The following is a 12546-nucleotide window of genomic DNA, read 5'->3' as shown; positions in this document are numbered from 1 at the left end:
TGGGTGTGCTCGCGGGATACAGTGGACCGGAGTATGTCCTACCAAAAAAGTATCGGCCTGTGACCTGCAGTTCCAGTATGGAACAAACAGTATCACAGGCCAAGTACATTTTCATTCATGGTGGTAGCCGCTTGGCCATGGTAGTTTGAGATAACCCCTTGGTTCACAACGCTTCATTGTATTGATCGCATAACAGCCTCTTCAAACTCGCGAGCCGTTTCAGCATCGGCGCCTCCGGCGTTAGCAAGGTTCATCATAAGCACGGCCACCAGATTCTCTGTAGGATCTACCCAGAAGTGCGTTCCCCATGCCCCGCTCCAACCGTAGCTTCCTTCCGACAAAAACGTTCCCGCTGCTGCCCGATCGGTAATGACGCGCATGCTTAACCCCCATGTTTGCCCGTCCGGGAAACCGGCGATTGTATCCGCCAACTGCGCTGTCCTCATCGCGTGCACGGACGTCTCGCTTAGAATCCGGCATCCGTTAACTTCCCCTCCGCCCGCCAGCATCTGCGCGAAGCGATAATAGTCATCCAGCGTACCGAACAAACCGCCCGCCCCGGAGAAATAATGAGGATGGAACAATATTTGCTGATCATTAAACTTCGCAAGCCCCTCATCCGTACTTTCATACATCGTAACGACTCGCTGCCATTGTGCATCCGTTGGCGCAAATGTGGTATCTTTCATCCTCAAAGGTTGAAAAAGAACTTGCTGCAAGTATCGATCTAACGGCATCCCGGAAACAATCTCGATCACTCTTCCCAAAATATCGAAGGCGGCGATAGGGCTGTATCCCGTTTGCGATCCCGGTTGAAAATCCAGAGGCACGTTCCCCCACTTCGGAATATGGTCGGCTAAAGTATCACCTGGCCCAGGCATGAGCAGCTCTGTGAATCCGTTCGGCCCTTGCCCCAATCCGCAGCTATGGGTAAGCAGGTCGTGAATGATGATTCCTCTGTCGGTTGAATCTCGCGCAAATTCGGCAAATTCGGGAACAAACTTGCCAAGCGGGTCGCTCAGCTTTATTCGGCCTTCTTCCGCCAGCCTCACAACGGCCACTCCTATGATCGGCTTTGTCATCGAGGCGAGCCGAAAAATCGCGTCCCGTTCCAACGGCTTCCCTGATTCCACATCGGCGAAACCCTGCACCTCATTGTGCACAATTCGGCCATTCCACGCGACTAGCGAGGCGGCACCCGCCAGCTTCCGATCTTGAATACGCTGCTCAATAGACGCTGTTATCCGATTAAATCTGCTAAGAGTCATCTTAGAAATATATCCTTTCTTCTCAGCCAAGTTAATGCTAGTTCAAACCATATGCTACAGCCGGCATTCACATGCACTTCTTCGGCCGCCGAGGTTTCATCCCCCAAGCTCAATCCATGAACGCCGCTTTCGAATACATGCAGCTCATACGGAACATGATGCTCGGCTAAAGCGAGCGCCCACTTCATGGCGTTGCGAGCGTCGACAAGGTCATCGTCCGCGGTGTGCCATACGAAAGTGGGCGGCGTTCGAGCAGTAACGAAATGAACGGGACTTCTGGCCTTCCGTTCTTCTGGCGTAGGATTGGAATGTCCGAAGTGGGCTTGATAGACCAGCTTTCTGAATGACTCATCCTTCTCCGCTTTCATCGCAAGCGAATGATCGACGAGAGGATATCCGAGAATAAGAGCGTCAGGCCGCAAAAGCTCTCTATCCACGTTAAACCTCTCATGAAGAAAATCGTCAGCCCAATGAACGCCAAGACTCGCGGCCAAATGACCGCCGGCGGAGAAGCCGACGATCGTAATGCGATCCGGATCAACTTGCCACTTCACGGCATTCCGCCTCACCATAAGCAACGCATGTGCCAGATCATACAGCGGCTGCGGAAAAGCCGAATCGGGATTGCCCGGCGGACTTTCCGCAAGATCCGGTACGTACTCCTTGAAATAAGTCGTATACCTCAATACGAAAACTTGATAGCCCTGGGCGGCAAATCGTAAGGCAACCGGCTCCGCCTCCCTGTCTGAGGTGCAGAGGTATCCGCCACCCGGACAAACAATGACAGCAGGACGATTCCGGCCGACTTGAAACTCATTGGAGCTATGCAATAGATAAGCCTCTAGTCGAACATATTCGTTATGCTCGTACAACGGGATCGCAACCGCATTCATCATTCGCTCTCACCTCCACACTCCCAATGGCCCTTTGTTATCCCTTAATCGCTCCCGATGTCAGTCCCTGAACAAAGTATTTCTGCAGGAATACGAAGAGCAGAACAAGCGGAATTAAGATCATGCAGATCGCCGCCGTCATGAGTCCCCAATTCGTAGCGTATTGACCTTGAAAGTTAAGAAGACCGACCGTAATCGGGATCCCCTTCTCCGTCGTCAACGTCGAGATTTGCGCCCATAGCAGCTCGCCCCATACGAAACAGAAGTTCAATACGGTACAAGTCGCGATAGCCCCTCCCGATAAAGGAAAGACGATCCGGAACATCGTATGAATCTCGCCGCTTCCGTCTATTCGCGCGGACTCGAGCAACTCCGACGGGACGGATAGAAAGAAATTGCGCAAAATGACGATCGTTCCTGGAAGCAACCACCCTAAATAGGCGGACGTGATCGGGACATAGGTAACGCCCAGCAGCTTCAGCTTCGACATCAACATATACAAAGGCAAAATCATGGACTCCGTCGGCAAAATTTGAATGACCAGCAGTAACCCGACGATAGCACCGCTAAACGGAACATGGAGCCTTGCAAGCGCGTATGCCGCGAACGTCCCCATAACGGTCACTAATACGAGCGAGACTAGCGCGATGACGACGCTATTGTAGAAGTATTCGCCCAGCCGGCCGACCTCGAACGCTTGACTATAGTTGTCGAACGACCATTTTTGCGGCAACGCCCAAATATCCGCGAAAAACTCTTCGGAAGTTTTGAATGAGGTAAATAGGGTAAACAAGAGCGGATAAATATTAACGATCGTAAACGAGACTAGAAATAGACGAATGAGCAGTCCCGAATCTCCTTTTCTAATATTCATATACGCTCCCTCTTGTCAGCTTCTGAGACAAATAAATAATCAACGACACCAACAAGGTCAACACCACCGAGATGGCGGCCGCGTAACCGAATTCGTTGTAACGGAAAGCGACATCCAGCATCCGGACGGGCACCGTCCTGGAGAAATCGCCCGGCCCTCCCTTGGTCATCGCCCATACGACATCATAGGTCTTGAAGGAAATAATTAACATGAGCATCGTAACCAAACTGATCGTCGGCATGATCAGGGGGATAATGATCAGACGAATTTGCTTAAAATAACTCATCCCCTCCAGCTTCGCGGCTTCGAACATCGAAGCCGGAAGCGTCACGATCGCGGTGTACATCAACATCATCGCGAATCCGGAAAACCGCCAACCGCCGACGACGGCGATCGTCCAGAGCACGATGCCGGGTTCCGCCAGCCAAGCATGCTCAAGACTCTGAAGACCAACGGCTTGGAAAATCTGGTTCAACAACCCCGTATCTGGGCTCAAAATGAACGTAAACAGCAAGCCGATCACGACAAATGGCATCATGGCCGGGGCAAAGAAAATGAGCCGGTAGAACGCACCCTCTTTGGGCCCCGTTCGATTAATCAACAATGCGAGCAGCAGTCCCGTCAATACCGCAATCCCCGTCGAGATGACGGCAATGAAAACCGAGTAATAAAATCCTTTTAACGTAACCCGATCCTGGAATAGCTCCACATAATTATTCCACCCGGCGGCCTTCATCTCGCCCATCCCATTCCACGTCGTGAAGGACATCACCGCGTTCCATCCGATCGGAACGACCATCGTAAATAGAATGAACAGCAGAGCCGGAACAAGGAAGGCAATCCCCAGCCACCTGGTTTTAACGTTCAATAACGGCTTTTGCTTGGCTATATTCATTTCGAGCGTGCTCATTTCGTCGCTTCTGTCCTGAGTTTCTCCAATTCATCCAATGAAGATTTTCCGCTGAAAATATAGTTGGCAGGCATCTTCGTGTTTAGAATATCGCTAATCTTCGGCGACAGATGGATAATCTCTTCGGGTTGAATGTTGGCAATATCTTTGGCATACAGCGCAAAGTTCGGGTCATCGGATTGGACTCCGTTGATCGTTACCGGCGCTCCGGTGTCCACGCGTTTTTGCAACACTTCAACGCTGGTCAAATATTTAATGATTTCAACGGATGCTTCCGGGTGGGGAACGTTAGCCGGAACCATATATCCGTTGGATCCTCCCAGCACATAATTCAATCCCATATTCGGCCAGCTTACGATTTGAATGTTTTTTAAGCCCGATTCTTTCACCGATTGAGCGGCAAGGATGTTGACGTCTGCTTTGATCGCGACTTTGCCCGCTTTAAATGCGACGTTCACTTGTTCCAATGTCGTGGACAGCGCGCCTTTGCCCGGATAAACGTATTTGTCGTACAATTCTTTCGAAGCATCGAACGCTTTCAATACGAGAGGGTCGGTAAAAGGGATTTTCCCTGACGCAAACTCGCTCCTCTTGGCGTCGTCCGGCCAAATCGTAATCAGATTATTTCTCGACACCCACGGTCCCCAATCTTTGTACAAGCCGAGAGGCGTAACTCCCGTTTTTACTTGAATCGTATCCAGCGCCTTCATAAAATCATCCCAGCTAAGAGGTCCGTCGGGGAACGTGACGCCGGCTTTGTCGGTGATGTCTTTATTCACTTCCAGCAACGGGTACACCGCCGCGTAAGGAACCGCATATACTTTTCCATCATAAGCGCCCGCATTTAACGCATTCCCGACGAAAGTGTTTCTCCATTCCCCGCCGTTCTCATCCAAATACGGAGTAAGGTCCAACGCCATATCGGAATCGACGAACGTCTCCATCGCAGCCGGCCAATACATCGCTACGTCGATCGGTTCATTGGCCGCAATCGTCGTTTTCAATGTTTTCTCCGCGTTAGCATCCCATGGCTTGAACGTAATGTCGTATTTATCTTTAAAGTGCTCGGCTACCATTTCCTCTTCTTTCTTGCCGCTTGGATCATCTACGGGAGCGATCATGAGCGTAAGCTTGATTTTCTCGCCAGGCTCCGTGCTATTTGATTGAACGGGCGACGAGGAAGCCGTTTCGGTTCCCGCGGACGGACTCCCGTTAGAGCCTGAATTCGAATTGCCGCATGCTGCCAACAACATTGTCGTGCTGATGGCCGCTGTCAGTAATAGGCCCGCTTTTTTATAGATCAACATGTGATGACCTCCCATATATTCACGAAAGTAAAAAACCGTATCGGCATTCGTAACGAGCGCGCTTCGTTACAAAACCCATTATACGGTCCTCTTGTGGTCGCCACTATTTTAAAAAACTACGAAATGTTTAGTTAATCTTCGATTTCCGAAGGGCTGTCGGAGAACAGCCTTCCAGCTTCCTGAACACTTGAGTGAAGTAAGCGTAATCCGAAAAGCCGACCTGTTCGCTTATCTCGTAAATGCGATCGGTTGAATGATAGATCCTCTCTTTCGCCTTCGTGATCCTTAGCCGATTCACGTATTCGCGGAATGAAACGCCCATTTCTTTCTTAAACAGGTGGCTAAAATAATTCGGTGTCTTGCCGACGTACTCCGCTACCATCTCAACGGATATTTCCTGAGTGTAGTGTTTCCGAATATAGTCCTCGGCACGAACGATAATCGCGCTTAAGTTCGCATTCTTAGGCCTTAAATAGGTGTCGCAAGCCTCCCGGTACACGGAAAGAACAAAATCCCTGTAGTCGCCAACGGCGTGGAATGACGAGCTTTCTTCGAGCCGCTCGGATTGATTCCATAGAAATTCCGACAGTTCCACGGACGGCTCGCTCGACGATATGGCGAGCAGTTGAATCAAGCTTTTGCAGTAGACGAGCAGGCTTCTCCGGCTATATTTCCTTTCAGCCGTTATTTGTTCGAAATCGATACCGATCATTTCGGACAGGCGGTCATTCCGGGCGAACGGAATATGGGAGTTGAACTCCTCATTCTCGAGAAGACCCGCAATCGGCGAATGCTCAAGCTTGGGCGATTCCTCGTAGCCATGGACAGAGCCGCGGCCGGTATATAGCTTCAAAGCGAGCGCTTCATGCGCTTGCGCAAGCAATGAGGCGAAATCGGACGCACTCCCTATCGCGCTTATTCCTGCCGACGCATGAACACCGTGCATCGCTGCCATTTCGCGAATCCAGGTCGTAAATCGGTTCCTCATCTCCTGAATAAAGTGCCGGTAATAAAGATAAGAGGACGTTTCCAATTTGAAAAGGACGATGAGTTCTCCCACTTTGGTTCGGAATGCAATAGACTTGGCTTCCTCAGCTGGATTGTCCAGAAAATCCTGGAGCTTGTCCATGGCCGCCGAATGCCCCTCTACCGAATCGCCGGCAGCCCGATCCCATTCGAAACAGACGCATACTAAAGGCCCTTTCGCATCAAACCGATAATACTTCATTAGCCCCTCAAGAATAATCAGCCGATCGTTAATTTGCCCACTGAAAAGCTGGTCCAGAAAAAGATCCTTATACGATTCCCGATACTTATTGAACGTTTCCTCCGAAACTTTCTCGCGGATAATATCTTCTTTGATTTTCTTTATGAGCTGGATGAGATTGATGGCGCGGACCGGCTTCATTTCGTAATCGACCGCGTCCAGTTGAACGGCTTTCTTCAAATATTCAAAATCATTGTACCCGCTTAAAATGACGACTTTTGTTGCCGGCCTGATTTCTTTCACCCGCTTGAGCAATTCCAAGCCGTCTATCCCGGGCATTTTAACGTCCGTCAAGACGATCTCGGGAAGGGATTCAGTGAACATATCGAGTGCTTCCAACCCGTTCGAAGCCGTCATGACTTCGTCGATTCCAATGGCAAACCAGTCGATTCCATCCTTAATGCCTTCCCGGATTTGCCGATCGTCATCCGCAATCAACAATTTCATAGCTCCCACCCCTTTATCCAGCTTATGTCATCAGCGGAATGAGCACTTCGACGACCGTACCCTCCCGTTCCTTGCTGCGGAATTTCAAACCATACTCCTGTCCATAGTTCAGCTTGATTCGATCATCGATATTTTTCAAAGCAAACACGTCCTGTATTCCATCTCCGCCGCTCATCATTCGGTTAATCCGTTTTTGATCCGTCCCGATCCCATCATCCGATACGACGAATCGGACATTGTTGTCGATGATATCGATCCGAACATCAATCGTGCCGCCTTCAAGCTTTTCTTCAAGCCCATGCAAAATCGCATTCTCAACTAACGGCTGCAAAATGAGTTTAGGCGTTTTATAGTCCATTAAAGTCGGATCCGCGCTAATCATTAATCGGATTCGTTGTCCATACTTGGCTTTCTGAATAAACATATAATTTTCCAGGAAATCAAGCTCTTCTCGGATCGTTACGATCGGTTGTCCTTTGCTCAGGACGTGTTTGAATATTTCGGAAAGAGCTTCAATCTGCTCGCTGACGTCGTAATTTCGATGTTTCATAGCTAGCCAATGGATGGAATCGAGCGTGTTGTATAGAAAATGAGGATTAATCTGCGCCTGCAATGCGGTTAATTCCGCTTCCCTTTGTTTGATTTTGCTAATATACACGTCGTCGATCGTTTCCTTCAGTTGCTGCGTCATGCGGATAAAGCCTTGATTGATTTCCCCGATCTCGTCTTTGGACTCGGTGTTGAGATGAATGTTAAAATTGCCCGTTCTCAATTTGGCCATTTCCGTCCGCAACTTGCCCAATGGCTTAATCAAATAACTGTTCTGAATAAGTGAAAACAGAAAACCAAACAGAATACAAAGCGCGATCGCGATCAGGAGCAAGGTGTTGATCGTTGTTTTCAGCGGCGTAAACGAGCTTTCCGGTATCGTCTGAATGAGGAACCAATTCGTAGGAGCGATTCGATAAAACAAAACGATATTGTTCGTGTTTCCGATCTTCTCGCTAAAGAAACCGTCGCTTCGGTTGGAAATCCTCCTCTTCATCTCATCGAACGGCTCGTATTTGTGCCCAATCTTATTTTTCAACGAGGAGGACAAGACCGTTCCGGCGGAATCTACCAGGGTCAGATTGGAGGCATCATAAGCGTTTATTCCTTGGTAAAAATGATAGATGGCCTCTTCCGAAATATTGATTTTAACGACGCCGAGGTCATTTCCGTATTTACTAAAGTCCATTATTCTTCGGTATGCATAAAGCTTGTCCCCCTCGACGGCCCAATAAAGCTTCCCCTTTAACGCCAAAGCTCGCTCCACATGCTCGGAATTCACGTTGGAATCGAGAGTCCCCATTTGAAAAAGAACTTTATTGCCATGGATAATGCTGATCGTATCGAAAACCATTTTGGATCCTTTTAGATCATTCAGCCAAGAGAAGATGTCCCTGTAATATCTATCGTAATCCAGCGCCTTGTTGTAATCCTCTTTGATGAATTTTTGAATTTGAGCGTTCGAAAGAATTCGGAGCGAAAGATCGTTCGTGTCCGCGAGCAGGGAATCGAAATTTTGCCTCGTTTGTTTTAACGTCTGCAAAGCGATGTCGCTCGACTTATTAAGGGTAAGGTTGGCAAATTGGTTGTTCAAATAAAATCCGGTTATGATCAGCGGCACCACGATCAATAGAATAATGCACAAATACAATTTACGTTTGAGGGGCATGTCCCTGAACTTGAGATGGATGCGAATCACACTCCATGACAGACGTCCTTATTGCAATTAACCATACACCATCTTTCTCGAGATGGACAATATCCGCGACGTGCAGGGCTCATTAAAAAACCGCTGCCGATCCTAAGCGTCGGCAGCGGTTTCTCTATTATGGTTATGGCGTTGCTCCGTTCATTCTCACGGTCAGCGACGGACCGTTCGTCGACCAGGTGCCGTCAGGCAGCTTCGTTTCGACCTTAAACGTATACGTCGTTCCTCGCGTTAGGTTGTCGACGGAGAATTTCGTTACGCCGCCCGTCACATGACCGATCTCGACGGATCCGTTATAAATTTTGTAATCGTCTGCGCCGCCGAGTGCCGCGGTCCATTTCAGGTCAAGCTTCTTGGCCGCAACCTTCGGCGCGGTTAAACTGCTGCTAGCCGTCCACGGGTTCGGCACTTCGACGATGAATGCGTCCATGATCGCGATTTTGCCGGACTCCGAATACGTATTGCGGTTCACGACTTTGATCGTGTGCTCGCCGAACGGAAGTCCGCTGAGCCGGAACACTTGCTGTTGAGCCATCCGGGACGAAGCGAAGCAATCGATCGTTTGCCGAAGGATGCCGTCAACGTATACATCGATGGTGCCCATGTCCGTATATTTCTCCGTCAAGAACGCAATGCCGGTGCCGCGGAAACGATATTCGAAATAATCGTTTTTCGCCACAGAATAATGGATATCGTCTCCGTAGTCGCCCAGACCGCGGTGACTATCGCTGCCGATTTGACCGCTGTACACAATACCAGGGTCCGTATCGTTGACGTAATACAGATAGACGGACGGATCGGTTACTTTCAGTTCGTAGCTTCCCGACACCCCGTCGTAGCTAACGGTCAGTGTCGTCGTTCCCCAGCTCAATGGCGTGACAACGCCATTCGCGCTTAACGTCGCAACGGATGGATCCGAGCTGGCGAAGGAAACGCCCGTCGTCAGCGGCTGCTGACTGCCATTCATCAGGATGGCCTTCGCCGTCACTTGCGAAGAGTGACCGACTTGCAAAGATGCGGCGCCGTTCGGCACGACCGCCTTCACGCTTGTCGCGCCCGCGGTCATCGTAAACTTATCAAGCAGCAAGCCGGTACCCGCCGGTTGACTCTCATGCACGATTCGGAATTGATGAATGCCTGCCGTTAATTTGAACCATTTGGACACGGTCGTAAAATGGCCGTCGCCGCCCGTGTTCGGCACGGTGACGGGATAAGCGTCCCCGTCCGCTTCGAAGCGGAAGTTCTGCGACTCGTCGGAAGCGACTTTGAATTCGAATTTGTAGAATCCCGTGTAAGGGACGTATACGTTCTCGTACCGGACATAGTCTCCTTGATCGAAACGTCCAACGGCTTTCACCGCCTGGCCGTTGTCATTATAGGAGCCGACAACCACACCCGTGTCGCTACCTTCCCACGCGTATTCCTTGCCCATATTCCACTGCATGTTATAATTTTCGGCTTCGATCGTCCGCGAGAAGTTGCCTTGTACGTTCAGCTTCATCCAGTTCCAGACGATGCTCGAATGAGCTTCCGTCCATACGATCTTGATCGAATGCGTACCGGCGGTTAACGGAACGATAAAGTCCTCCGTCTTCATGGCGTTGATGCCGCCCGTATCTCCCAAGCTCAACTCGCCCGTTGCATCGGCGCCGTCCACCTGGACTTTGAATTTAAGCGGGTCCGCATTCACCGTGGAATAACGGAATTGGAGCAAATAGTTGCCGGACTTCGCCACTGGAATGTTGTCGTACTGCAGCCAATCTCCCGTATCGATGACCGATACGCCCGGCGTGCCGTCGTCGTTGATCGCATCGTTCGCGAACAACCAAGTGCCGTCCTGAAGCGTTGGCGATTCGGCCTGAATCAGGATTTCGTCGGGATTACTTAACGTAAACCGCATCCAGTTCATGAAGAACCATCTGCCGTCGTCTCTGACGATGCGGATCGTGTGCCGTCCTTCGGTTAGCGCGATCGTTCTTTCGATCGTCCGATATTTGTTGTATCCGCCCGTATCCGGCGTTGCCACGGAACCGAGCGCATCTACTCCGTCGACCAGCACCCGGAAATGGTTGCCCGCTTCCGAAGAGATTCTGAATTCAGCTCGATAGTTGCCGGCGGTCGGCACGTAGACGTTGCTGTATTCCGCCCACTCGCCCGTCTCGTCCATGTAGATGGACCCGAATCCGCCTTCAGGAGGTGGCTCGACTCCGTATGCGCCCTGCGAGCCCGTATAATCTTCGTTCTCGATGCGGAATTGCGCTTGCGGCGCCGGATTCGCGTACGAATCGCCCGAGGCGGCGACTTCGACAGATCCGATCTTGTAGATTTTGCCGTTGCCGCTCGGCATAGCAAGCGAAATGATCGGATTGCCGTTCGCATCTACGAAAGCCATTCCGAGATCGTAAGTGCCCGCGGCCAGCGTGCTCGGCAAGTCAAACGAAGATTGCACCTGATTCACGTCACCCTTGAACCACTTTCGCTGATTCAACGAAGCGTCTGTTCCGCTCCATACGACGGCACCGGTGGACGGATCGGTGAAATACACTTTCAACGCGTAGTTTTTCGGACTGAACCCGGTTCCGTTGTTGATCCACTTCTGGGTCAGCGTAAAATCGCCGCCCGCCGCCACCTTGTCGTTATACTCGGCACTCGGCATGACGAACCGGTAGCCGGAATATCGCGCCAACGTCGTGAACCATTCCCCGTAAGCCGCCTTCATCGGCTCCCAATAGGCGAAGCTCGTATTGTTGATGCCTTGCAAATTCGCGTGGTACGCTTCAATCGCGTTCTTCACGACCATACGCGGATTGTTCAGCATAATGCCGCTGTCCCAGCCCGCGCCTTCCGATACTTGAATGTGATCGCGACGCAATAAGCGGTTGATCCATACGTTCTCGCTTCCCGTCCCGTAGTTCATCCACGGGAACGCGCTGTTCACCGTGTCGGAACGGAATCCCCAATTCTCGTTAGCCGCCGCGTACTCGTAGCCGAAAGCCTTGTAGCGCTTCTCTTGCGTGTCCGCGTCGGGGTCGGAGGAGACGACATCCGCGCCCGGGTTCGGCATCATGACCATCGTCTGCGTGAAAGCGTTCTTGTAGATGTCGATAATGCTGCGCAGCGTATTCGTGCGCGTAGCATTATCCGGCCATGGGAAGTTCATCGCATCGTTCCAGCCCGACCATTCGCCGAATAGCGAGAACGCTCTCAGATCGACCCAGGCCATGCCCGGATTGGTGTCGTATCGTGCAGCGAACGCGTCAACAGCTTCTTCGAGCTCTTCCAGGAAGATCGAATCGTAATAGATCGGCTGCTTGGAGTGATAGATCCCGTTATACGGCGCGAGACGGTACGATGCGCCTTTCACATCGAAGAGCCATGACGGGGGATATTCATACGCGAATACGCTCGGATCGTTGGCGATATCCGGCGCTTCGGACATGAGCAATTGGAATTCGACGGTTTTCCCCTGTTCGTTAATCCGTTTCATGAACGCATCCAAGCGATCCCAAGTAAAACCGTCGTCGGTCGGTTCGAAGTCCGCCCAGGCGATCTGCAGACGAACGATGTCCGCATCTTGCGGGATCGTCTTCACGCCGTTGATAAAATCCGTAATCGCCGGATCGTTCGTGAACGTATAGCCGGGCCCCCCGCCCGGTTGGGACGAGTTGATATCGAAAGCCATTCCCGAATAGGGATTGCCATGCAAGATTTCGTGGGTGTCGGAGAAATAAACCGTCTTTTCCGCTGCGTGCGCCTTGTCGGAGACAAATACCATTCCGATGGCGGACAAGCCAAGTGCAACTGCATAACTGATTTTCTTCATG

At 50.9% G+C, this 12546-nt stretch carries 8 protein-coding genes; all 8 read right to left on the bottom strand.

The window, feature by feature from the left end; genetic code table 11:
• Positions 1–173: 173 nt before the first annotated feature.
• Positions 174–1268 carry a serine hydrolase domain-containing protein gene (locus ACFPOF_RS11140; protein WP_378132502.1) on the bottom strand — a complete coding sequence of 365 codons (1095 nt, stop codon included), beginning with the start codon at positions 1266–1268 and terminating at the stop codon, positions 174–176.
• Positions 1265–2164, bottom strand: coding sequence for an alpha/beta hydrolase (locus tag ACFPOF_RS11135; protein WP_378132501.1), 900 nt, complete (start codon positions 2162–2164; stop codon positions 1265–1267). Before ACFPOF_RS11135 ends, ACFPOF_RS11140 begins: the two co-directional genes overlap by 4 nt.
• Before the next feature lie 34 nt (positions 2165–2198).
• Positions 2199–3035 carry a carbohydrate ABC transporter permease gene (locus ACFPOF_RS11130; protein ID WP_378132499.1) on the bottom strand — a complete coding sequence of 279 codons (837 nt, stop codon included), beginning with the start codon at positions 3033–3035 and terminating at the stop codon, positions 2199–2201.
• Positions 3025–3945: a carbohydrate ABC transporter permease gene (locus ACFPOF_RS11125; protein WP_378132497.1), complete on the bottom strand. Its 921-nt coding sequence runs from the start codon at positions 3943–3945 to the stop codon at positions 3025–3027. Before ACFPOF_RS11125 ends, ACFPOF_RS11130 begins: the two co-directional genes overlap by 11 nt.
• Positions 3942–5252, bottom strand: coding sequence for an ABC transporter substrate-binding protein (locus ACFPOF_RS11120; protein ID WP_378132495.1), 1311 nt, complete (start codon positions 5250–5252; stop codon positions 3942–3944). The genes ACFPOF_RS11125 and ACFPOF_RS11120 overlap by 4 nt, the downstream gene beginning before the upstream one ends.
• Positions 5253–5379: 127 nt before the next feature.
• Positions 5380–6966, bottom strand: coding sequence for a response regulator transcription factor (locus ACFPOF_RS11115; RefSeq protein ID WP_378132493.1), 1587 nt, complete (start codon positions 6964–6966; stop codon positions 5380–5382).
• Between the two features lie 22 nt (positions 6967–6988).
• Entirely contained in the window at positions 6989–8713 is a 1725-nt protein-coding gene (locus ACFPOF_RS11110) for a sensor histidine kinase (protein WP_378132492.1), read from the bottom strand.
• A 133-nt stretch (positions 8714–8846) separates the two neighbouring features.
• The gene (locus ACFPOF_RS11105) at positions 8847–12545 is read right to left on the bottom strand and encodes a carbohydrate-binding protein (protein ID WP_378132490.1); all 3699 of its coding nucleotides are present in this window, start codon (positions 12543–12545) and stop codon (positions 8847–8849) included.
• Position 12546 lies beyond the last annotated feature (1 nt).

The organism is Cohnella soli (genome assembly GCF_042655525.1).
Taxonomy (GTDB): Bacteria; Bacillota; Bacilli; order Paenibacillales; family Paenibacillaceae; genus Cohnella; species Cohnella soli.
This window is presented reverse-complemented; position numbering and strand designations above follow the sequence as displayed.

Coding starts and splice junctions, on each gene's coding strand:
- ACFPOF_RS11135 (WP_378132501.1), bottom strand. CDS start 2,164: ATGATGAATGCGGTTGCGATCCCGTTGTACGAGCATAACGAATATGTT.
- ACFPOF_RS11115 (WP_378132493.1), bottom strand. CDS start 6,966: ATGAAATTGTTGATTGCGGATGACGATCGGCAAATCCGGGAAGGCATT.
- ACFPOF_RS11120 (WP_378132495.1), bottom strand. CDS start 5,252: ATGTTGATCTATAAAAAAGCGGGCCTATTACTGACAGCGGCCATCAGC.
- ACFPOF_RS11130 (WP_378132499.1), bottom strand. CDS start 3,035: ATGAATATTAGAAAAGGAGATTCGGGACTGCTCATTCGTCTATTTCTA.
- ACFPOF_RS11105 (WP_378132490.1), bottom strand. CDS start 12,545: ATGAAGAAAATCAGTTATGCAGTTGCACTTGGCTTGTCCGCCATCGGA.
- ACFPOF_RS11125 (WP_378132497.1), bottom strand. CDS start 3,945: ATGAGCACGCTCGAAATGAATATAGCCAAGCAAAAGCCGTTATTGAAC.
- ACFPOF_RS11140 (WP_378132502.1), bottom strand. CDS start 1,268: ATGACTCTTAGCAGATTTAATCGGATAACAGCGTCTATTGAGCAGCGT.